General features: G+C 69.4%; 21 protein-coding genes, 1 pseudogene and 1 riboswitch. Of the genes and pseudogenes, 11 read left to right on the top strand and 11 right to left on the bottom strand.

Features of this window, described 5'->3' with window-relative positions:
- Nucleotides 1-623, top strand: a pseudogene (locus ABZU75_RS06975) (hypothetical protein); the annotation flags it as partial.
- A gap of 204 nt (nucleotides 624-827) precedes the next feature.
- Here ABZU75_RS06975 and ABZU75_RS06970 read toward each other — a convergent pair.
- The 4 genes from ABZU75_RS06970 to ABZU75_RS06955 form a co-directional block, all read right to left on the bottom strand.
- The gene (locus tag ABZU75_RS06970) at nucleotides 828-1,298 is read right to left on the bottom strand and encodes a GNAT family N-acetyltransferase (RefSeq protein ID WP_355550333.1); all 471 of its coding nucleotides are present in this window, start codon (nucleotides 1,296-1,298) and stop codon (nucleotides 828-830) included.
- Nucleotides 1,299-1,446: 148 nt separating this feature from the next.
- The gene (locus ABZU75_RS06965; RefSeq protein ID WP_355550331.1) at nucleotides 1,447-2,910 is read right to left on the bottom strand and encodes an MFS transporter; all 1,464 of its coding nucleotides are present in this window, start codon (nucleotides 2,908-2,910) and stop codon (nucleotides 1,447-1,449) included.
- A gap of 64 nt (nucleotides 2,911-2,974) precedes the next feature.
- Entirely contained in the window at nucleotides 2,975-3,442 is a 468-nt protein-coding gene (locus tag ABZU75_RS06960; RefSeq protein ID WP_355550329.1) for an OB-fold domain-containing protein, read from the bottom strand.
- Nucleotides 3,439-4,599, bottom strand: a complete 1,161-nt coding sequence (locus tag ABZU75_RS06955) for a thiolase family protein (RefSeq protein ID WP_355550327.1) — start codon at nucleotides 4,597-4,599, stop codon at nucleotides 3,439-3,441. Before ABZU75_RS06955 ends, ABZU75_RS06960 begins: the two co-directional genes overlap by 4 nt.
- Nucleotides 4,600-4,929: 330 nt before the next feature.
- Here ABZU75_RS06955 and ABZU75_RS06950 point away from each other — a divergent pair, with 330 nt between their 5' ends.
- The 7 genes from ABZU75_RS06950 to ABZU75_RS06920 all read left to right on the top strand — a co-directional run bounded on the left by ABZU75_RS06950 (nucleotide 4,930) and on the right by ABZU75_RS06920 (nucleotide 12,498).
- A complete protein-coding gene (locus ABZU75_RS06950) occupies nucleotides 4,930-6,429 on the top strand; it encodes a long-chain fatty acid--CoA ligase (protein ID WP_355550325.1) in 1,500 nt (499 codons plus the stop codon).
- Between the two features lie 105 nt (nucleotides 6,430-6,534).
- Complete coding sequence (locus tag ABZU75_RS06945) at nucleotides 6,535-6,861, top strand: hypothetical protein (protein WP_355550323.1); 327 nt, start codon at nucleotides 6,535-6,537, stop codon at nucleotides 6,859-6,861.
- On the top strand, nucleotides 6,861-7,367 hold the full coding sequence (locus ABZU75_RS06940; RefSeq protein ID WP_355550321.1) for a DoxX family protein: 507 nt from the start codon (nucleotides 6,861-6,863) through the stop codon (nucleotides 7,365-7,367). Before ABZU75_RS06945 ends, ABZU75_RS06940 begins: the two co-directional genes overlap by 1 nt.
- Nucleotides 7,368-7,472: 105 nt before the next feature.
- On the top strand, nucleotides 7,473-8,771 hold the full coding sequence (locus ABZU75_RS06935; RefSeq protein WP_350929219.1) for an amidohydrolase family protein: 1,299 nt from the start codon (nucleotides 7,473-7,475) through the stop codon (nucleotides 8,769-8,771).
- Nucleotides 8,772-8,846: 75 nt separating this feature from the next.
- Nucleotides 8,847-11,222 (top strand): CoA transferase, encoded by a 2,376-nt coding sequence (locus ABZU75_RS06930; protein ID WP_355550318.1) that lies wholly within the window; start codon nucleotides 8,847-8,849, stop codon nucleotides 11,220-11,222.
- A gap of 26 nt (nucleotides 11,223-11,248) precedes the next feature.
- The gene (locus tag ABZU75_RS06925; protein ID WP_355550316.1) at nucleotides 11,249-12,172 is read left to right on the top strand and encodes an alpha/beta hydrolase; all 924 of its coding nucleotides are present in this window, start codon (nucleotides 11,249-11,251) and stop codon (nucleotides 12,170-12,172) included.
- Nucleotides 12,172-12,498, top strand: a complete 327-nt coding sequence (locus ABZU75_RS06920) for a hypothetical protein (protein WP_355550314.1) — start codon at nucleotides 12,172-12,174, stop codon at nucleotides 12,496-12,498. The genes ABZU75_RS06925 and ABZU75_RS06920 overlap by 1 nt, the downstream gene beginning before the upstream one ends.
- Nucleotides 12,499-12,587: 89 nt before the next feature.
- Here the strand turns inward: ABZU75_RS06920 and ABZU75_RS06915 are convergent, their stop codons facing one another.
- The 4 genes from ABZU75_RS06915 to ABZU75_RS06900 all read right to left on the bottom strand — a co-directional run bounded on the left by ABZU75_RS06915 (nucleotide 12,588) and on the right by ABZU75_RS06900 (nucleotide 15,930).
- Nucleotides 12,588-13,277 carry a hypothetical protein gene (locus tag ABZU75_RS06915; protein WP_355550312.1) on the bottom strand — a complete coding sequence of 230 codons (690 nt, stop codon included), beginning with the start codon at nucleotides 13,275-13,277 and terminating at the stop codon, nucleotides 12,588-12,590.
- 361 nt (nucleotides 13,278-13,638) lie between these two features.
- On the bottom strand, nucleotides 13,639-14,046 hold the full coding sequence (locus ABZU75_RS06910; protein WP_355550310.1) for a hypothetical protein: 408 nt from the start codon (nucleotides 14,044-14,046) through the stop codon (nucleotides 13,639-13,641).
- A gap of 111 nt (nucleotides 14,047-14,157) precedes the next feature.
- A complete protein-coding gene (locus ABZU75_RS06905) occupies nucleotides 14,158-14,550 on the bottom strand; it encodes a hypothetical protein (RefSeq protein ID WP_355550308.1) in 393 nt (130 codons plus the stop codon).
- A gap of 165 nt (nucleotides 14,551-14,715) precedes the next feature.
- A complete protein-coding gene (locus ABZU75_RS06900) occupies nucleotides 14,716-15,930 on the bottom strand; it encodes a helix-turn-helix transcriptional regulator (RefSeq protein ID WP_355550306.1) in 1,215 nt (404 codons plus the stop codon).
- Between the two features lie 342 nt (nucleotides 15,931-16,272).
- Here ABZU75_RS06900 and ABZU75_RS06895 point away from each other — a divergent pair, with 342 nt between their 5' ends.
- Together ABZU75_RS06895 and ABZU75_RS06890 are read left to right on the top strand one after the other, a co-directional pair.
- Entirely contained in the window at nucleotides 16,273-16,809 is a 537-nt protein-coding gene (locus tag ABZU75_RS06895) for an NUDIX hydrolase family protein (protein ID WP_355550304.1), read from the top strand.
- Nucleotides 16,810-17,043: 234 nt separating this feature from the next.
- Nucleotides 17,044-17,274 (top strand): hypothetical protein, encoded by a 231-nt coding sequence (locus ABZU75_RS06890; RefSeq protein WP_355550302.1) that lies wholly within the window; start codon nucleotides 17,044-17,046, stop codon nucleotides 17,272-17,274.
- Between the two features lie 145 nt (nucleotides 17,275-17,419).
- Here ABZU75_RS06890 and ABZU75_RS06885 read toward each other — a convergent pair whose 3' ends face one another.
- Nucleotides 17,420-18,358, bottom strand: a complete 939-nt coding sequence (locus ABZU75_RS06885; protein ID WP_355550299.1) for a leucine-rich repeat domain-containing protein — start codon at nucleotides 18,356-18,358, stop codon at nucleotides 17,420-17,422.
- A 267-nt stretch (nucleotides 18,359-18,625) separates the two neighbouring features.
- Nucleotides 18,626-18,752: riboswitch (cobalamin riboswitch) on the top strand.
- Nucleotides 18,753-18,812: 60 nt separating this feature from the next.
- On the opposite strand from ABZU75_RS06885, the gene ABZU75_RS06880 reads away from it, so the two are divergent.
- Nucleotides 18,813-19,592 carry a (2Fe-2S)-binding protein gene (locus ABZU75_RS06880; protein WP_355550297.1) on the top strand — a complete coding sequence of 260 codons (780 nt, stop codon included), beginning with the start codon at nucleotides 18,813-18,815 and terminating at the stop codon, nucleotides 19,590-19,592.
- Between the two features lie 45 nt (nucleotides 19,593-19,637).
- Here ABZU75_RS06880 and ABZU75_RS06875 read toward each other — a convergent pair whose 3' ends face one another.
- Together ABZU75_RS06875 and ABZU75_RS06870 are read right to left on the bottom strand one after the other, a co-directional pair.
- Entirely contained in the window at nucleotides 19,638-20,456 is an 819-nt protein-coding gene (locus ABZU75_RS06875; RefSeq protein ID WP_355550295.1) for an SAM-dependent methyltransferase, read from the bottom strand.
- A gap of 128 nt (nucleotides 20,457-20,584) precedes the next feature.
- Complete coding sequence (locus tag ABZU75_RS06870; RefSeq protein ID WP_355550293.1) at nucleotides 20,585-21,007, bottom strand: hypothetical protein; 423 nt, start codon at nucleotides 21,005-21,007, stop codon at nucleotides 20,585-20,587.
- Nucleotides 21,008-21,318: the final 311 nt, after the last annotated feature.

The following is a 21,318-nucleotide window of genomic DNA, read 5'->3' as shown; positions in this document are numbered from 1 at the left end:
CGGCCGGCGCGCTCGCCAAGTGGGTCTTCGTCCCCGGCTACTCCGAGGGCACGACCCCTTTCGGCCTGTACGTCGGAAAGCAGGGCCTCGTTCACCATGACTTCGACGACATCCGGGACTACGACCGCGACCTCGCCTTCGTCAACGTGTACAACGGCGTCGTCCTCTCTTCTCCGGACGTGCTGACCGATACCGGGAAGCTGGCCGAGAGCGTCGGCGGCCAGGGGGTCGCGTTCAACCAGCCGCTCGCGCCCACGGTCGACGTCTTCGGCTACCCCGCCGGCCCCAACCCCGACGGCAGCCGGCCCTACCCAGGCGAGAGCCTCGAACGGTCGACCGGATCGACGTTCGCGATGAAGGTCACGGGCCTCCCCGCGGACCGGCCCATCGGGGTGGACTCCCCGTTCACCGGTGAAGGCTCTCTCGGGTCCTCGTGGCTGACCCAGTACACGAACGACACCCGCACCGGCTATCTCAACGGCATCACGGTCAGCGTTTCCGACACCGATGGCGACAACCGGTACGACACCGGCGTCTCACCGTACTTCGACCGTGAGTTGCTCATGGTCTACCAGAAGGCCACCAACCTCTGGACCGGCACCATCCGCTCCTCCATCACTTAGCCGGCTCCCGTTCCCGCCGCGTCCGCCCAGAGGGCGGGCGCGGCGCCATGCCAACTGGTGGTGACGACCACTGACTCCGCCACTTCACCCAGGAGGCCACAGTTACGCGACAGACACTCGCACAGCGCGACAGGGGTGAGCGGGCCTCGTGCTTTTCGAACAGGACCTGACGCTCATACACCGCGTACGCTGACGCGCCCGGAATCAGATGGGTGAGGGGGCATCGTCCAGCACCAGCATGATGTGCTCGTGTTCGCCGTACCGGACCGTCTCGACGCGCCGGAAGCCGCATTTCTCCAGTAGTCGTACCGAACCGGTGTTCCCGCCGAAGGGGTCGGCGTAGAGCGGGCGGGTCCGCTCCTGTCGCAGGTGGAGTGTCAGCGCCCGGGTGCCGATGCCCCGGCCCCAGTACCGCCGGCCGAACACGTATCCGATGAAGCGCATGTCCCCCTCCCACCAGGACACGACATTGCCGGCCACCTCGCCGTCCACGGTGACCGTCCGCACCAGGTTCGTGGGGTCTCCCAGGACCCTGGTGGTCCAGTGGGTCATGAAGCGTTCCCGCTCCCGGGGGACGAACTTCGACCGCCGGACCGTCTCGGGATCGTGCTCGTGCTCGAAGAACAGCTCCAGATCGGCCTCTTCGACATCCCTCAGCCGCACATCGTCACTCATGCCGAGCGAGTCTGGCACCGGGGAGTGACAATTCCGGCGCACCGGGGGCCGTACCGCCGAAAGACCCCGCGCGACCGCCCCGAGGTGGGGGCCAGGGGGCGGGGCCCCGGGACGTCGTCGTCCCGGGGCCCTGAACCGGTGCCGGCCGTCAGTCGGCCTGCGCCGCCACGGGGGTCGCGACCCCGGGCGTCGCGGATCGTGCCGTTTCCCGTCCGGGCTTGATGACCATGCCGATCACGAACGTGATCAGGCAGCAGACCCCCATCAGGGCGAACACCTTGAAGTAGGCCGCCTCGGTTCCGAACGTGGTCCCCGGCACGGTGGCGGAGGCGAGCAGCACGGCCCCGACCGAGGTGGCGACGCCCTGGAAGGCGGTGCGGGTGACGACGTTGACGCCGGTCGCCTCGCTGGTGTTCTCGGCAGGGACCGCCTCGACCACCAGGTTGGGCAGCGCGGTGTAGACGAACGCCGTCGAGATGCCGAGGACGAGGGTGCTCGCGACCAGGCCGACGACGCTCTTGTGCAGCACCGCGAGCATCACGACGCCCGCCACACCGACGGCCGCGCCGATCATCAGTGAGAGCCGGGCCCCCGCGGCCGCCGAGACGCGCCCGCTGACCGGGGTGAGCACGAAGCCGATGATGGAGGTGGAGAAGGCCAACATCCCCGCGACGCTCGGGCTCAGCCCGAGACCCACCGGTGCCGCCTCCGGCGTCTGCATCATCAGGGGGAAGAGGAATCCGCTGATACCGAGCGGACCGAGCGCGAGGACCGCGGTGGCGAGCATCGTCAGGGCGAGCTTGTGCTGGAAGAACAGCCGGATATTGATCATGGGATCGTCGACCCTGAGCTCCCACCACGCCCAGACCGCGAGTATCGCCAGCCCGACCAGGATGAAACCAAGCGTCCTGGCGTCTCCCCAGCTCCAGCTACGGGACTGGGTGACTCCGAACAGCACCAGCGCGATGGCGGGGGCGAAGAGGACACCACCCACATAGTCGATCTTCTGTACTCGTGCGACGACGGTCGAGGGTCGCAGGACCAGACAGGCCGCGGCGGCGATGAGCGCCAGGGCGGCGGCGAAGACGAAGATGAGGTGCCAGTCCGCCAGGTCGAGCAGCAGGCCGGAGACGAGGTTGCCCGACGCTCCGGCGATGAGCGCCGCACCCGCGATGACCGCGACCGCGACCGGTACCCGTTTGGCCGGCAGCATCTCGCGGGCGAGGCCGAAGCAGAGCGGCAGGATCGCCCCGGCGGCTCCCTGGATCGCCCGGCCGACGATCACGCCGGTCAGCGTGCCGGTGGAGAGGCTGATCAGCGAACCCACCGCCGAGAGCAGCAGCACGATGATCAGGAGTTTCCGCCGCCCGTAGACGTCACCGAGACGGCCGCACAGCGCGGCGGACGCGGCCGCGACGAGGAGGAACGCCGTCACGCTCCAGCTGACGTCCGCGGCGTTGCTCTGGAACGCCGTGATGAACCGGGGCAGGGCGTTGTAGACCATGGTCGTCTCGAAGGCGCTGACGATCTCGGCGATGAGCAGCACCGTGATGACGACCGGAATCGACCGAGGTGGCAGGTTGGCGGCTGACGTACCGGAGGGTGATGACATTCTTGTTTCTCCTCGCATCCGGGAGCACTGCGGCGGGGGGTGGGGAGTGCGGAGACGAAGCCGGTCAGGTTTCCTCTTCCGTCTCGCGAGGCTCGCGGGGCAGGGGCCGGCTCGGGCGCGGCCGGAAGTAGGGCAGGTGCAGTCCGGGGCTCACCTCGTGGAAGTCGACCTCGACCGGCATCCCGGCGGTGATCTCCTCGGGTGCGATTCCGATCAGGTCCGTGACCATCTGGTAGCCCTCGTCCAGGTCGACGATGGCGGGCGCGTAGGGCGGGGTGAAGGCGGCGGTGACCGGCCGGTGCACGACCGTCCAGCTGTAGAGGGTGCCGCGGCCCGAGCTCTCCTCCCAGCCGAGGTCGGTTCCCAGGCACTCGCGGCAGACCTCGACCGGCGGGAAGTTGATCGACCGGCAGGCCGCGCAGCGCTGGAAGGTCAGTGTTCCCTCCGCGCAGCGGTTCCAGAACGGGGCGCTCAGCTCGGTGGGCTCGGCATGCGGCAACTCACCGTGCTGGGGAGCCAGGGGTGTGCTCATGACGACGCCTCCGTGCCGAGCAGAACGACCGAGTTGAACAGGGCTCCGGCTCCGGCGCCGCTGCACAGTGCCACCTCGGCTCCGGGTACCTGCAGCGGTCCCGCCTCGCCGCGGAGCTGCTGGACGCCGCGGATGACGCGCTGGAACATCTGCGGTGACCCGCCCGCGTGGCTGAACGACATCGTTCCTCCGTCCGTGGTGACCGGGTGGCTGCCGGTGATGGCGATGTGCCCGTCCTCGACGAACGGGCCGCCCTCGCCCGGCGCGCAGAAGCCGAACGCCTCCAGCTGGCGGATGATCTCGAATGAGAACGGGTCGTACAGTTCGAGGACGTCGACGTCGGAACGTTCCAGGCCGGCGTGCCGGAACGCCCGGTCCGCCGCCCGCCCGCCGATCCGGCCGTTGACCGGGCCGCCGCGACGGCCGGCCAGGTCCCAGCTGGGCGGGAACTGGTAGGCGGGACCGTAGTAGTCCGCGCCGCCGCCCAGCACGTGGACGGGCTTGGCAGGGAGGTCGGCCAGCCGGTCGGCGGCGACCAGGACCAGCGCGCACCCGCCCTCGGAGGTCATCGAGCAGTCCAGCAGGTGGAACGGGTCGGCGATCATCCGGGAGGCGAGGATGTCCTCGGGCTTGAACGGGCCGCGCCCGGAGTACACCGCCTCGGGATTGTGGTGACCGTTGTTGCGGATGGTCGCGGCGACCATGGCCAGTTGCTCGGGGGTCGTCCCGTAGGTCGTCATGTGCCGCCGGGCGATCAGGGCGAACTCCGCGGCGGTGAAGAGGCCCCAGGGCGCCACGAACTCGTTCTCCGGCCGGGTCCACGGCGCGGTCGCGTCCCGGTCGACGTACACCCCGGCCGCGGCCGCGACGATGAGGACGACGTCGGCCTGACCTCCCTCGATCGCGTTGGCCGCCTCGACGACGGCGTCGAGGCCGAATCCCCGTCCCTGCCAGGCGGGTCCGAGTCGCAGGTCGTAGATGAGCGCGGAGGAATCTCCCTCCGTGATCACCCCGTCGACGTCGGCGAGCGTGAGCCCGGCGTCGCGCAGGGCGCCCAGGGCGGCCGACGCGATCAGCTTCCGGGTCGTCCAGTTCTCCAGGCGTCGCGCCTGCGGGGTGTTGAACACCCCGGCGATCGCCGCGCGGCCGGCGGTCACCGGCTCATCCTCCGCGCCAGGGTTCCGACTCGTTGTCTCACATGCATGTACAACCACCCCAGGAAGTGATTCCCATCACAGAACTATGGACCTATTAGATTCAGTGCTCCTCACTACGTCAAGAGGTGCGACTGTGCGAACTCCAAGTGATGTTGCACTGATAGTCCGATACCTCCACCCAAAAAACCCGACAGAACCGGGCATATTGCAAAGAAGATCAAGTTAGGCACCCCTAACTCCTTCCCGACAAACGGTTCCAATCTTGAGGGTTGACAGGACTAAAGGTCCGAGTTCTACTGGTCGCAATTCGCCACGGACCACGGAGGCCCTGTGAGCATCTCCATGCTTCTCTCCATGGCGGCGGCCGCGTTCGCGGACCGCGTCGCCCTCGGGCGCAGAGCGGACGGCATCACCTTCGCCGGCCTTGAGCGGGACGCGAACGCCGGGGCCACCCTGCTTCGGGAGGGCACCGCGGGTTCGGTCGCGTTCATCGGCCAGAACTCACCGCTGCTGCCCACCCTGCTGTTCGCCGGCGCCGCCGCCGGACTCCCGCTGGCCCCGCTGAACTATCGGCTGCCTCGCGATGTGCTGCGCGGCCTGCTCGATCGGCTGGACGCACCGGTGGTCATCGCGGACTCCAGGTACGTCGAGATCGCCAGGAGCACCGGTCATCGCGTCATCGCGGCCGAGGAGTGGCTGTCAGCCGCCAGAGCGACCGAGCCGGTGCCCGGCCCCGAGGCCGATCCCGGCTCCGCCGCGGTCCTGCTGTTCACCAGCGGTACCACCGCCGATCCCAAGTGTGTCGTGCTGCGCCACTCCCACCTGCTCTCCTACGTCCTGGGCACGGTGGAGTTCGCCACGGCGGACGAGCGCGACTGCGCCCTGGTCAGTGTCCCGCCGTACCACGTGGCCGGGATCGGCTCAGCCCTGACCAACGTGTACGCGGGCCGCAGGATGGTCTACCTGCCGGACTTCGACCCCGCCTGCTGGCTGGAGCTCGTGCGCTCGGAGGAGGTGACCGGCGCGATGGTCGTGCCCACCATGCTGGCGCGCGTCGTCGAGCATCTCGGCGGAGCGGACGCGGACTGCCCGGCGCTCGCCTCGCTCGCCTACGGTGGCGCGCGCATGCCGCTGCCGGTGCTCGAACAGGCCCTGCGCGCCTTTCCGGAGACCGGATTCGCCAACGCCTACGGCCTGACCGAGACCAGCTCCACCATCGCCGTACTCGGGCCCGAGGATCACCGCAAGGCGGTCGAGTCCGACGATCCGCTCCTGCGGGCCCGGCTCGGTTCGGCCGGTCAGGTCGTGCCCGGCATCGAGGCACAGATCCGGGCGGACGACGGATCGGTCCTCGGCCCGGGACTGACCGGCGAGCTGTGGGTCCGCGGCGAGCAGGTGTCCGGGGAGTACCGGGGAACGGGCTCGGTGCTGGACGCCGACGGCTGGTTCCCCACCCGTGACCTCGCCCGTCTCGACGAGGACGGCTACCTGTTCCTGGGCGGCCGCAACGACGACACCATCATCCGCGGCGGGGAGAACATCGCGCCCGCGGAGGTGGAGGACGCGCTGCTGACCCACCCCGCGGTGGCGGAGGTCGCGGTCGTCGGGGTGCCCGACGACGAGTGGGGCCAGCGACTCGTCGCGGTCGTCGTCCGGCGCGAGAACGCACAGGCCGATGTCGCGGAGCTGCGCGCGCACGTCCGCGGCCTGCTGCGCGGCTCCCGGACACCCGACGAGGTCGTCTTCCGCGCCGAACTTCCCTACACACCGACCGGAAAGATCATCCGCCGCCATCTCGTCGCCCAGCTCGGCCCGCCCGCGGAGAGCTGAGCGAGTGCCCATCCAACGAGGGCCGATGTCGCGGACGTGTGCCGCGTATCGGTCCCCGAACCTGCGAAGAGCCGCGCGGGTACCCGTTCAACGAAGGAGTCGATCATGAGTACCGAGGCCGTCGGCCTCCGCGCCGGGCTGCGCCTGAAGAGTCAGGTGTGCACCACCGAGGTCATCGTCGTCCGGCCGGGGACGCGCCCGCTGTCGCTCTGCTGCGGCGGCGCTCCGATGCTCGGACGTGACGCGTCCGGCTCGGCGGAGGTGACACCCGCCGCGGAGCGGATGCGCGGGTCACTGCTCGGCAAGCGCTACACCCACCCCGACGACGACGCCGTCGAGGTGCTCGTGACCGTGGGCGGCGAGGGCTCGCTGTCGGACGGCGAGACCGACCTCGTCCTCAAAGAGGCCAAGCCGCTCCCGGCCAGCGACTGATGGGGCCGACGGACGGCGCCGTCCTCCTCGTCCGTGCCGCGGTCGGAGTGATCTTCATCGTGCACGGTCTCAACCACGCCTTCGGCGGCGGAAAGCTCGCCGGAACGGCCCGCTGGTTCGCGGGCCTGGGCATGCGCCATCCCAGGCTGCAGGCCGTCATGTCGGTCGTGGTGGAGGTGGCGGCGGGCACGGCACTCGCGCTGGGACTGCTGACACCCGTGGCGGCGGGCGCGCTGGTCGGTGTCTCGGTCGTCGCCGGACTCACCGCCCACGCCCGCAACGGCTTCTTCGTGTTCAAGGACGGCTACGAGTACGTACTGCTGCTCGCGGTGACCTGCCTCGCGGTCGCCCTCGCCGGTCCGGGCGGAGCCTCGCTCGACGCGGCGCTGGGAATCGACGCCCTCGCCGACGGGTGGATCCGGCTGGCGGTCGCCCTGCTCGTCGGCGTGGGTGGCTCGGCCGTCCTGCTCCTCGCGACCTGGCGGCCGGTACGGGAGCGGGCCTGAGCCCCGCTCGCGTTCCCCGATCGGCTCCGGCTCGTATCCGAAACAGGGGTCTGGGCCGCACCCCCCATCCGTCCTGCCCGGCAGGACCGACCAACGGAGGTTGAAATGAACAAGGACGATCTGATCCTGATCAGTGTCGACGACCACATCGCCGAACCCGCGGACATGTTCCACGCCCATGTCCCCGAGAGGTACAAGGACCAGGCCCCTCGGGTGATTCTTGAGGACGACGGGGTCCAGCAGTGGTACTACGGCGACCTGCGCGGCCGGAACATGGGCCTCAACGCGGTGGCCGGCAAGCCGCGCGAGATGTACAACATCGACGCCAGCAGCTACGACGAGATGCGGCCCGGCTGCTTCAACGTCGACGAGCGGGTCCGGGACATGAACGCGGGCGGCCAGCTCGCGGGCCTGAACTTCCCGAACTGGACCGGGTTCTCCGGGCAGGTGCTCAACCAGGGGCCGGACCGCGACCTCAACCTGATCATGATCAAGGCGTACAACGACTGGCACGTCGACGAGTGGTGCGGCGCCCACCCCGGCCGGTTCATCCCGTGCGGCATCCTGCCGCTGTTCGACGTGGAGGAGGCCGCCAAGGAGATCAGGCGGCTGGCCGACAAGGGCTGCCACGCCGTCACGTTCTCGGAGAACCCCGAGGCGCTGAACATGCCCAGCATCCACACCGACTACTGGTACCCGCTGTTCAAGGCGGCCTCGGACAACAACACGGTGCTCTGCTGCCACGTAGGTTCGTCCTCGCGGATGCCGATGATCTCCTCCGACGCGCCGCCGAGCGTGGCGATGTCCATCTCCTCGATGATGAGCACGTACACCCTGCTTGAGCTGATCTGGGCAGAGTTCTGGGGCAAGTTCCCCAACCTGAAGTTCTCCCTCACCGAGGGTGACATCGGCTGGATCCCCTACTTCCTCTGGCGCTCCGAGCACGTGCTCAACCGCCACTCCGGCTGGACCAACGCCACCTTCCCCGAGGGCTACACCGGACCGACCGACGTGTTCAAGAAGCACCTCTACACCTGCTTCATCACCGACAAGGTCGGCCCCCAGCTGATCGACCACTTCAACGAGAACCACGTGTTCTGGGAGTCGGACTACCCGCACTCGGACAGCAACTGGCCCTTCGCGCCCGAGGACGTCATCGAGACGATGGGCCACCTGCCCGACTCGGTGATCAACAAGATCACCCATGAGAACGCGATGAAGGCCTACTCCTTCGACCCCTTCAAGCACATCCCCAGGGAGCAGGCGACCGCCGGATACCTCCGGTCGCTGGCCACCGACGTCGACGTGGTCACCCATGTCGGCCGCGAGGCCAGCCAGCGCGACCGCGACGCCTGGGCCCGGATGACCCGGTTCGGCCAGGCCCGCACCCGCCAGGACGCCTGACCCCGGTGATCGGCCGCCCGCCCGTCCCCCCTCGGGCGGGCGCCGTATCCCCCCACATCACCACGCGAGGTAGAGATGACGCAGCGCACCCCCTACGCCGGACTCAGAGTCCTGGAGATCTCGGCGGGCATCGCCGCCTCCTACTGCGGCAAGATGTTCGCCGACGCCGGCGCCGAAGTGGTCAAGATCGAGCCACCGGAAGGTGATCCGATGCGCCGGTGGAGCGCGTCGGGCTTCCAGCCCGCCACCGACCGGAGCGGCGCGCTGTTCGGCTATCTCAACGCGGGCAAGAAGTCCGTGGTGTCCGGCACCGCGGAACTGTTCTCCGACGTCGATCTCGTCGTCACCGACGGATCGGCGGGCTGGGACGTCGACGCCGTACGCCGGCTGCTGCCACCCGGCTCCGCGACGGTGGTCGTCTCGATCACCCCCTTCGGCCTCGACGGGCCCTACACCGAGACCGACCTGCCGGTCAACGAGTTCGTACTGCAGGCGATGTGCGGGTCCATCGGCGGCCGCGGCTGGCCCGGCGAGATGCCGCTGCAGGCCGGAGGGCGGATCGGCGAGTGGGTGGCCGGCTCCTACGGCGCCGTCGCCGCCGCCGCCGCGCTGCGCCGAAGCAGGCGTACCGGGCAAGGTGATGTCGTCGACGTGTCGACGTTCGAAGCCATGGTCATCACGATGGGCGGCCTGTCCGCGGTCGCGGCCGGCCTCCCCGACGGGGGGCAGGGCCTGCCGCCGAGGAACCTCGAACTGCCCTCGATCGTCCCCACCGCCGACGGCCTGGTCGGGTTCTGCACCATCACCGCCCAGCAGTTCGCCGACTTCCTGGTGCTGATCGACCGTCCCGACCTGGTCGAGGACGCCGACCTGGCCTCCTTCGCCGGCCGCCTGCGGCGGCGGGAGGAGTTCGCCGAGATGGTGGAGAACTGGGCGGCCACCCGTACCACGGCCGAGATCGTGGAGTTCGCCGCCGCGCTGCGCATCCCCGTCGCGCCCATCGGCACCCCGACCACGGTCACCGAGATCGACCACTTCCGCGAGCGCGGTGTCTTCGTCAAGAACGCGAGCGGCCACCCGCAGCCACGGGTTCCCTACCGCAGCGAGGCGTTCGGCACCGTCGACCCCGGCGAGGTGCCGGACCTCGGTACGCACGACGGCCTGGTGAGCTGGCCGGTACGAGACCGGGTCCCGGCGGCCGAGGGCGCGGCCGACCCGGCGGCCCGTCCGCTCGCGGGGCTGCGGATCGTGGACTTCACCGCCTTCTGGGCCGGTCCTTCGGCCACCCAGACCCTCGCCGCGCTGGGCGCCGAGGTCATCAAGGTGGAGGGGCTGCGCCGCCCCGACGGGATGCGTTTCTCCGGCGGCCGGCCCCCGACCGTCGACCAGTGGTGGGAGTGGGGCCTGTTCTTCCTCTGCAACAACAGCGACAAGCTCGACCTCACCCTGGAGCTGAGCCTGCCCCGGGCCCGCGAGGTGGCGCTGCGCCTGATCGCCACCGCCGACATGGTCATCGAGAACTTCTCCCCCCGGGTGATGAGCAATCTCGGCCTGGAGTGGGACGCGATCAGGGCGGCCAGCCCGCGCGTCACGATGATCCGGATGCCGGCGTTCGGCCTCGACGGACCGTGGCGCGACCGGGTGGGCTTCGCCCAGACGATGGAGCAGGCCGGCGGCATGGCATGGATGACCGGTGCGGCCGATGGTCCGCCACTGATCCCCCGCGGCGTGTGCGACCCCCTCGCCGGGCTGCACGCCGCGTTCGCCTCGATCGCCGCCTTCGAGGTCCGCGATGCCACGGGGGCAGGCATGCAGGTCGAGTCGACGATGGTCGAGGCCGCGCTCAACGTCGCGGCCGAGGCACTCCTGGAGGCGAGCGTCAACGGCCGGGAGCTGCGGCGCGACGGCAACCGCGGTCCGGGCGCCGGCCCGCAGGGGGTCTACCGCTGCGCCGGGGACGATGAGTGGGTGGCCCTGGCCCTGCTCGACGACGACGCCTGGCCCGCGCTCGCGCGGCTTCTGGGCCGGGACGATCTGGCCGGCCGCGCCGACCTCGCCCACGAGCCGGGCCGGCGGGCGTCGGCCGACGAACTGGACGAGGCGATCGGCTCGTGGAGCGCGCGCGTCGACGTGGGCGACGCGGTGGACCGGCTCCGGGCGGCCGGTGTCGCCGCCGCGCGGGTGAGCCCCGCCGCCGACCTGCTGACCGACGCGCAACTCACCGCCCGCGGGTTCTGGGAGCCGGTGACACATCCGACCGCCGGAGAGTTCCTGACCGCCGGGCTGCCGTTCCGCCTCGCCAGTGTCGGCGAGCCGTGGTTCCACACTCCGGCGCCCCTGCTGGGCCAGCACAACGAGGAGATCCTCACCGGCATCCTCGGGATGGACTCCGACGAGATCCGGGTCCTGGCCGAGGAGAAGGTGATCGGTACCCGGCCGGCGGGCCTGTGAGGCGGCCCTCGGTACGCACGTTGCGGATGCACTCCTTCGCGAGCGAGTTCGAGCGGCTCACCGCGCTCACCTCGGCCGCCGGAGTCGCCCCCGCCGACGTGGTGCTCCCCGCCGAGGGTCTGGTGCGGGCCGACGACGGGGTGCGGCTGCACTACCTGGAGTGGCCAGGGCCGGCCACCGAGCCGCTGCTGCTCTTCCTGCACGGCGGCGGGTTGCACGCGCACTCCTTCGACAGTGTCGGACCGCTGCTTCGGCGACTCGGGCGCTGTGTCGCACTCGACCTGCGCGGGCACGGGGAGAGCGACTGGGCGGGGCCCGGCGGTTACGGCACCGACGCCATCGCCGCGGACCTCGACACGGTGACCGCGAGCTTCGGCGCCCGGCGGGTCGTCCTGATCGGGCACTCGATGGGCGGCATGGCGGCCCTGATCTGGGCCGCCCGGCGCCCGGCGATGCTGGCCGGGCTGGTCGTGGTCGACGTCGGCCCCGACATCGACGCCGCCGCGGGCCGGTCCGTCAACGAGCTGATCTCCCGGCGCCCGTTCTTCACCGACCTCGACGAGGCCGACGCCTTCCTCTCCGGCGTGCTGCCGCGTACCCGGGAGGCGGCCACCTCAGGGGTGGCCCAGAACCTGACCTGGACCGACGACGGCCTGCTCACCTGGAAGCACGACACGGCACAGTTCCAACCGGAGACGGGCAGGATCGCCTCTCCGGACGAACTGCGACAGGCCGCCGCGCGGATCACCTGCCCCACCCTGGTGCTGCGCGGCGAGCGTAGCCGGGTGTTCAGCGACGAAGGGGCGGCGGAACTCGCCGCGCTCATCCCCGGAGCCCGCTGGGAACGGATTCCCGACGCCGGGCACACCATCCAGACCAGCAACCCCCGCGGCCTCGCCGACGCGGTGACCCGTTTCCTACGCGATCAAGATGATGAAGGAGCCGAGTGATGGCGATCAGTCTCTGCATTCCGCCGCGGCAGGGGGAGCTGTGCGCGCCCGTCCGGTTCGACCTGACCGGCGAGCACACCTTCCTCGAACTGACCTCGCGGCACCGCGTGACGAAGGTCGAGCAGGACGAGGTGAAGGGCGGCGTCGCGGTCTGGGTCGACATCACCGACCCCGAGACCTCCCGGCCCGTCCACGTCCGGTTCAGCGTGCTCCCGCTGGGCGGCGAGGTCTCCCCGCGCAGCCGGCTGCTCGGGGAGATCGAGCGTGACGGCGAGCGGCTCGGTGTCTACGGGACGTACCTGGGGGTGGTCTCGGAGGAGAACTGACCGTCCGCCGCTCGCGGGAACGCACCGCCGCCACCGACCGCCTCGGCGAGATCGGTGGCTCCGGCATGCCCGCAGGCGTCTCCGCCGCGTCACTCGTCGGGCAGGTCCTCCGGTGGCGCGTCGTGCTGGCGCAGGCGGCGCCGGAGCAGGCCCTTCGGGCGGGTGACCTTCAGCTCCGGATGGTCGGGATCGTAGTCGGCGATGCGATCACGCAGCTGGCGCACGTTGCCGTACTCGAAGTGGGCGGCGCGCAGCAGGTAGTCGCCGATCGCGGTCCCGTACTGGACACGCTCCTCCTCGTCGAGGCCGAGCTCGTGGCTGCGCCTCTTGCCCCAGACGAGGTCCTTGATCTGCTCCTCCAGCTGCTCCAGCCGGTCATCGAGGATCTTGACGAGCTCGTAGGGCTCGGTGAACCTGCCGAGGTAGACCCGGAGCAGCGCGGGGTTCTTCAGCATCACCGGCTCGTCGACCGGCGGGCTTGAGACCCACTGCCGGAGCACTTCCTCACCGCGCTCCGTGGTCTGGTACAGGGTGCTCCGCCTGACCCTGCCGATCGTCACCTCGCGCTCGGTCACCAGCCCCAGGTCCCCCAGTCTCCGCAGCTCCCGGCGGATGTGGCTGATGGCGGGGGACCAGTAGAACCAGCGCAGCGTGTAGTCGCACCGGACCTTGATCTCGGCGGCGGACAGCTCCTCGTCGAGGACCGACAGGACGCCCAGAACCGTGTAGGCGGTGGCGGGGAGCGGTGCACCGATCTCTACCTCGGGCTCGTCGTCCACGGGCTCAAGTCTAGTGGCGGGCGCGGCGCCGACGGCACGTCCGTCCCGTCACCCACTGACCTGTCCCCCGGATGGGGGATCTGTCGCTCCACCCGGGCGCGATGTGTCGGAGCGGCTCGACCGGAAGTGTTGAGGTATTCGACATCTCCGGAGGTAAAGCTATGAAGATCCGTGGAGTGGGCGTCCTCCTGATCGCGCCCCTCCTGGTGGCCTGCGGGGCCGGCCCCTCATCAGATCGGCCGGATACGCCGAGTGCCGACCCGTCATCAGCCCTGGCGGTCTACCAGGAACTCGTCGCCTGCATACGCCGGCACGGCGTCCCGAACCTCCCCGATCCTGTCGTGGACGCCCAAAGGGAGGTTCAGGTGAACACCACCGCGCAGATCCCCGCGGCGGCGAGGACCACGCCGTCGATGTCGACCAGAGCCTCGACCGGCTGATCAAGGGCCTCGCCCATGGTGTACGGAATCGGCACGCCCTGGTCCTGGCCCGCTCTTGTCCCGTTGAGGGAGATGTCGTCTCGCGCCATCTTCTGAGCCACGATGAGCTTGTCGGTCATGACGGCGCCGGGATTGGCCGCGTTGACGTCGCTGACCGTCAGGCTGAGTACCTTCGCATCCCGGCCGGCCCGGGTCTGGAGGCGGTTCTGCAGATCGGAGGCACCGATGAGCGTCGGCACGTAGACGCCCAGGATCACCGCCTCGACGACCACCACGGCCGCCGCCGTCACCAGCACGTACGATGCGGCCATCCGGCCCCTGAGGCCCATGGCGACAGCGTAACCTCAACGCGGAAGACCATCCTCCCCCTGGCGGGGGAGATCTCGATTTCAGCGCGGAATGCCGACGTCGCTCACACCGGGGGCGGCAGGTGTTGGTCGTCAGCAAACCCCTTCTTCCATGGCCGGCAGGGGACAGGCCGGCACCCGCCGGGTCGCGATGATCAGGTGCACGGCGTTCTGGGGCTGCTCCTGCCTGAAGGCCTGCAGGTGGGGACCGTCGCGGACGGACACCAGGTAGCAGCCCGAGCGCGGGCCTATGGTCACCGTGGCGACGCGCCTGCCCTGGGAGTCGATCACGACCAGTTCGGGCGGATGCCGCTCCGTCCACGAGCGGGGAGCGGATAGTCCGGGCCAGGTGGGAGCGTCCGTACGGTCGGCGAAACCCAGGCTGATCGTGTGATGGCGGTGGGCGCGGATTCCCCGCTCGACCAGGAGTCGCTGAACGACCGCCAGCGCCCGGTCGTGCCGGTTCGCCGACGCCTCGTCGATCATTTCCCGATATCCAGCCCGTACCGCACGCCGTGTCACCCGTCCTCCAAGGTCGGAATCATCGGATTCGGATGGCGAGAAGCGCGATGCTCACCATCACGGTGACCTTACGGAACATGACGACCGGCAGTGTTCACAGTTTCCCGTGAACAATTCTCCCGGATAAATCTAGAAGGCCATTCGACTTTCCAGACCGCGCAACTGCTCAGGGACGGTGCGGTAATAGGCGCCCAGCTGCCTGACGGTCTCTCTCGCCGTAGGATGGAATCGTGTCATCTGGGGGGCGATTCGCTCGGCGTTGAGAACTCGTCTGAGTGCTCTGTCGTGATCCCTGAGCCACAGATGTGCCCTGGACATGTCTATCTCGTGATGTGCCCTACGTTCGGCGTACATCCTGGCAGGCGGGATGAAACCCGAGTCCAGGCGAATCGCCCTGTCGTAGTCACCAAGTTCCGTCGCCACCACACATCCGTGAATCACCGCGTTGACGGGATTCACCTGCAGCCCGTACGGATCTGGCCGGGTTCGCGAGTCGATGCGGGCGGCTGTTTCCGCCGCGAGGCCGTGGTGCTCCCAGGCGTCCGACTCGTGCCCCAGCCGGGCGGCGGAGACGGCTGCGCGCAACTGGAGGGAGCCGTAAACCTGCAGGCCTGCCGGATCTGACCGGTCCACGTCGCTCGCCGCCCGCCTCACCATGGTCAGCGCGATGTCACCGGACCCCAGGGTGAGCAGCAGCAGCGCCCGCGACAGCGAGACCAGGTGCCGCAGGTGCGGGTCGTCGGCGCGCAGCGCGGCGGTCGCGGCCCGCTCGACGGCGACCTGCGCCAGGTCGTTGTAGCCCAGGCGGCGGGTCAGGGACACCGCTATGGCGTACGCGTGGTTCAGCAGGCGCCACGCCCTCGGAGTGTCCGACTCGACCGCGTGGACCGTCAGCTCCTCGATGGCCGACGGCAGGCGCCCACCGAGCCTGACATGGGCGGCGGCCCCCTGCAGCTTCTGGAGTTTGACCAGTTCCTTGGCGAGCTCATCAAGTGACCGGGGAGGGACCTCCAGCTCCGGGGAGATGTCGGCGTAGGTGAGAGCGCGCCTGATGGCGGGCATCGCCGCGTGCACCGCGTCGGTGCGTCTGTCGGACCCTCGGTAGGGCTGGCCGTTGATCTCGGCGGCATCGACCCCGCAGGCCCTTGCCACAGCCGCCACAAGCGAGGGAGTGGCCGGTTTATGACCCGCCTCGACCTGCGCGATCAGGCTGCGGGAAACATTGGCCCTGGCCGCCAGGCCGGTTTGGGTGAGCCCTCTGCGTTTACGCGCCCTGGCAATTCGACGCCCAGTGCTTTCATTCTGACCACCGCCCAGGTCGGGGTCCCATTCATGCCTGGCCATCTCGCCACCTTCTCTCGCTCACGCGACGTCTTCACGATAGCGGCCTGAGCATTTCACCGAGATGAACATTCCCAACAACCGGTTCTCTTTCCAAGAGGTCTATGTCGGGTCTGCGGTGAATCATAAGAGCCAGATCGGAGCGGTGATGAACAGGGTCTGCGCGCGGTGGATGGCGGCGCGTTCGGCATGGCGAGAAGCCGGTACGCCTGGCAATATCGCGAGCATCGACTCCACGACCGGCGTACCGCGAGCGAGGCCGGGCGGCGCCCCGTCGGCCCTGACTTTCGGCAGGTCGCCGGGGAAGAACGCGTTTCCGAGCCCACCGCGAAGTACGATCGATCAATGACCGAAATGACCGAAACCACGCCCGGCTGGCTCTCTCCCGAAGAGCTGGAGTCGACCCGCGCGCGAATGCCGATCCTCTACGTCGACGCCGTGCCGGTGCGAGTCGACGAGGCCGGAGTGGTCACGCATGTCGGCCTGCTGCTGCGCATCGGAGCGGACGGGACGGTCAGCCGCGCCCTCGTCTCCGGCCGGGTGCTGCACCACGAGCGGGTCCGCGACGCGCTCATCCGCCATCTGGAGAAGGACCTCGGCCCGACGGCACTGCCCAACATCCCCGCCTCTCCGCAGCCGTTCACCATCGCCGAGTACTTCCCGACGCAGGGCGTCACGCCTTACCACGACCCCCGGCAGCACGCGGTCTCCCTCGCCTACGTCGTCCCGGTCGCGGGTGACTGCCGCCCCCGGCAGGACGCCCTCGACCTTGTCTGGTTCACTCCCGAGGAGGCCTCGTCACCGCTGGTGCAGCAGGAGATGCTCGGCGGGCAGGGCACCCTCCTGAAGCAGGCCCTCGCCTACGTCGGCCGCCTTTCCTGACCTTCCGACGCTGGAAATCCCCGCCGGCGCGAGGAGAACGGGCCGCTGTGCCCTCGTGGGACCAGGTCCGCCGACGCCTGCCCCGGCGGTGTTGTCGCGGTGCGGACCGCGCCGCCCGGACGGCGTTCTGGTACAGCATGCGCTGGTCCCAAGCCGATTGCAGCCGCCTCCAAGACGTCTCCAAGGCGATCGAGAGATCGTCGATCATTCTCAACGACGGAAGGAGGACCTCTCATGAACAGAAAGCACAAGGCCATCGCGGTCATCGCGATGTTCTTCGCACTCGGCGGTGCGCAGGCGCTCACCGCCGGTTCCGCCTTCGCCATGCCCCCCGTGTGCAACCCCATACATGACTGTGGCGAACCTGGACAGCACACCGGAGGCGGAGGTGGCACCCCAGTGCCGCCGCCCCCGCCGCCCCCGCCGCCGCCGCCGCCGCCGAGCACACCGGGTACTCCCCGCTGAGGTCCGCCGCCCGTCTCGGGCCCATCTTCAGATCCGCTGCACCCGTGAGTTGACGCGCCTTCGACCTTTGGCAATGGGTTCTCATTGCGAAGATCGATAGGAGGTTCATGGGATGCCGCCCCGACCCGGGCGGCATCCTCGAAGCTCAGCGGGTGCGGCTGGCCAGGAAGCGGCGCCATTCCGGACGGGTTCGCGCGAGTGCTCGCAGCGAGGCCGGAACCTGGGGCCTGGGGTCGTTGCGGTCCAGGCGCAGTTCGGTGAGCGCGGTCAGCTCACCCAGCCACTCCGGCAGCTCGGCCAGCCGGTTTCCCTGCAGATCGAGCTTGGTCAGGGGGGTGAGGGTCCGCATCGACGCGGGAAGGGCGGTCAGCTTGTTCTTGCCCAGGCTGAGGGATCTGAGGGCGGTGAGTTTGCCGATCGACTCCGGCAGCTCGGTCAGCCCGGTGTTCCACAGGCCGAGAGAGGTGAGGGCGGTGAGGTTCCCGATCGACTCCGGCAGGCCGGTCAGTGGGACGCATCCCATATCGAGATGCTCCAGAGCGGTCAGCTCGCCCAGCCACGGAGAGAGGTCGGCGGGCCGGCTGTATGTCAGGTCCAACCAGGTGAGGGCGGTGAGACGGGCCATCGACGCCGGGAAACAGGCCGGCCCGGCGTACCACATGCGGAGCCTGGCGAGCCGGGTGAGGTCGCCGATCCACTCGGGCACCTCCTCCAGGTCATGGAGGTTGCTCAGGTCGAGTTCCGTGAGACCGGTGAGCTCGCGCATCGAGTCGGGGAGGCGGCGCAGTCCGGTCACCGAGACATCGAGGCGGACCAGTCCGGTCAGCTCGCCGATCCACTCGGGCAGGGCGGTCAGCGTACGGTTGCCCCCGAGGTAGAGCTCGGTCAGCGCGGGCAGGTCGGTCGGGAACCGGGGAAGCTCGGTCAACCAGTTGGACCTCAGGCGCAGCACCCGCAGGCCGGGAAGCTCGGCCACCTCCTCGGGCACCCGGGCCAACCCGAGACCCGACAGGTCCAACGTGTCAGAACCCTCGCGCAGGTACGTGTTCATCCGCCGCCGAGCGGTCCGAAGCACGGAATCCACCGCTGCCACCCTGATTCTCTCCTTGCCGTCAACAAGATGTGATCGGCGATCACGGTAGCGATGAGGACTTGCGACCCGGTTGTGGATCATTGAACTTGTCTCGTCCTCGGGGCGCGGGGCCGCTGGTCACAGCATGATCGCGAGTTGGGCAAGGTATCGCCGGTACGCGGTGAAAAGCGCGCCGCCGGAAGCGGTGGCCTCCTTGGGCAGGCCCTCCCACCGCGAATCACGCGGGCCGTGCGACCATGACAGCGAAGGTGACGGCGGAACGAGGAAGCCGGTGTGAACCCGGCGCGGTCCCGCCACTGTGATCGGCGAGCGGACCCCGACATCGCCACTGCCCGGGTACGGGTGGGAAGGCCGGGCGAGCTTGGACCCGAGAGCCAGGAGACTCACGCCGTCGCCTCCTCAGCGAAATTGGGGCGGAACTCCCCAAGAGAGGAAGGCGGTTGCCATGCCGTGCGACTCACGCGCCGGTGCTCCGCCCGGACTGCTGCCCGCCGCCCCGGCCGTGGTCGCCGGCGCGGTCGCCGACGTCCGCGCCATCGGCGGCTACTTCGGGATCGAGACAGGCGAGGCCGAGGCCGGATGGCGGCCGTTCACCGATCTGTGGACGGATCCGGGCGTCCTGGAGGCGAGAATCCACGACATGGCCGGACGGCTGGACACCACCGAGCACCGGGTGGCCGCCTCGATCCTGTTCCAGGGCCTGGCCGCCCGCCTGTGGTCACCGTCCATCGGCGCCGTGGTCGCGCACGACCTGCTCATCGACCTGGCCCCCGAGCACCTGTACTGGCGGCCGGCCCCCGACCCGCTGCCGCTGCGAGCCACCCGGCTGTCCGGCTGGGGCGTCCGCGACCCCGCGCGGATCACCGAACCGGTCTACCGCGGCATCATGGCCGAGATGCTGGAACCGCTCGCGGAGGCGGTCCGGCGGATCGTGAAGATCGCGCCGGGGCTGTTGTGGGGCAATGCGGCCTCCGCACTGGCCGGAACCATCGGCGCCTTCACCCACCGACGGCCCGACCTCACCGCGAAGGCCGTGCGGCTGGGCCGCGAACTGCTGGACCGGGATCTCCTGCGCGGCACCGGCGAACTGACCGAGCCCGTACCCGGCCGTCCCTTCTTCGTCCGTCGCAGCTGCTGCCTGTACTACCGCCTGCCCGGCGGCGGCATGTGCGGTGACTGCGTCCTGTTGCCGGCCCGCCGGCCACAAACCCGCCGCCCTGGCTGACGCTCTTCACTTCGCGCCTTCCCAGTCCAGTTCGCCTGGAGGCGGTCAGCTACGTCCGACGACGCCGAGGATGCCAGGCTTGGTGAAGTCGACGGTGATCTTCTCTCCGTACTCGTCGTACTCGGAGCGCCACGCCTCGACCGGGACGATCCCCGGCTCCAGCAGCTCCATTCCACTCAGCAGCTCGGCCAGCTGTTCCGGGCCGCGCGAGGTGAGCGCCCCCGCGCTGGTCGAGCGGTAGACCTGCTGCCCGGCCTCGTGCACCTCGGCGCTGACGTTGGCCTCGAAGGCGTGCGTGACGATCAGATGGCTACCCGGGGCCAGCCGTTCGCGGATCGTGGTGATGATGTGGGCGACCAGGGCGTCGTCGGGAATGAAGTGCAGCATCGAGATCAGCAGCACCGCGACGGGCTGGGTGAAGTCGACGGCGCTCTCGATCTGCGGGTCCCTCAGGAGCTTCTCGGGTTCCCGCATGTCGCCCTGGACGACAGAGGTGAGGTGGTTGTCCTCCAGGAGCGCACGGCCGTGCACCAGGACGATGGGGTCGTTGTCGACATAGACCACCCGGGTGTCGGGCGTGATGCGATGGGCGACCTGGTGCACGTTGTCCTGCGTCGGCAGTCCCGACCCGATGTCGAGGAACTGCCGCACGCCCTGGCGCACGAGCAGCTCGACGACTCGCGAGAGGAACGCCCGGTTCGCCCGGGTCATCTCGCGGATACCGGGCACCACCCGCATGAACTGTTCCGCGGCCGCCCGGTCGGAGGCGAAGTTGTCCTTGCCTCCGAGGTAGTAGTCGTACATTCGAGCGACACTTGGGGTGTTCGGGTCGATACCCGCTGGAACAGCCTCTTGCTCGGTCATGCCCTCACCCTTCTTCGCCTCCGGAGAGGATATGGGGAATCCGCAAGATAATGGATCTTTGCCGACAAACCATGTGCGACCACCTGCCAGGGCGAGCACGACCCCCGCACGCTCCGGAGTCCTAGGGCCTACCTGTGCAGCGAACTGGAGCTGTTCTCGGTGCTCCGGTAGCTCTGGTGACCGGGCACCCAGGTCCGGGTCTCCGTGCGGTCACCGTTCCTGACCGTCAGCGTGCCCGAGGGCTCGTAGTCCTCCGACAAGGGTGACCAGGGCGGCAGGGGTTCAGGATCGGCGTACGCGACCGGCGCGGTGAGCGCCACCGCTGAGGCGGCGAGAACGGCGGTGATGAGATAACGGACAATGAACATTTGTTCCCCCAGAAGGTGTAAACGGTACGGCGGGGATATTTCCTCATAAAAGGCAAAGAGAACCACGCCGATGATCAAGACTCTGACCGATTCGCATTCGGCACGGCCGCCCGCTCCGGGACCGCTCATCCCGGCGAGAACCGGCGGGTGTCCGCCGAGAGCCTGATCGTCGACGGCGGGCATCCGGTCATCCGGGTATCCCACCGGATTCCACTCAGGGCCCGGCTGCACTGGACCGATCCCACTTGGTGGGAGCTTGGCGCCCGGTATGAGCGAGCGAGGCCTCAGCCGCTCGGTCGCCCTCGGAAGCTGTGAGCCAAGACGGCGGCGCACGAGGCGCCAAGCCTCCACCAAGGAGCGTCGGCCAGCCTGGCGGTATTCACCCGTTTGCCCCGCTCACCAGGGCGGGGCCTCCCTGAGGAGAGTTCTCATGGCACGTGGTCTGTCCACCAACCACAGCGAGACCGTTCTTACCCCGGGCCTGTCCACCAACC

The sequence above is a fragment of the Streptosporangium sp. NPDC005286 genome (assembly GCF_040607515.1).
In the GTDB taxonomy this organism is placed as follows: Bacteria; Actinomycetota; Actinomycetes; order Streptosporangiales; family Streptosporangiaceae; genus Streptosporangium.
Note: the sequence above shows the minus strand (reverse complement) of the source record. Positions and strands in the feature narration are given on the sequence as shown.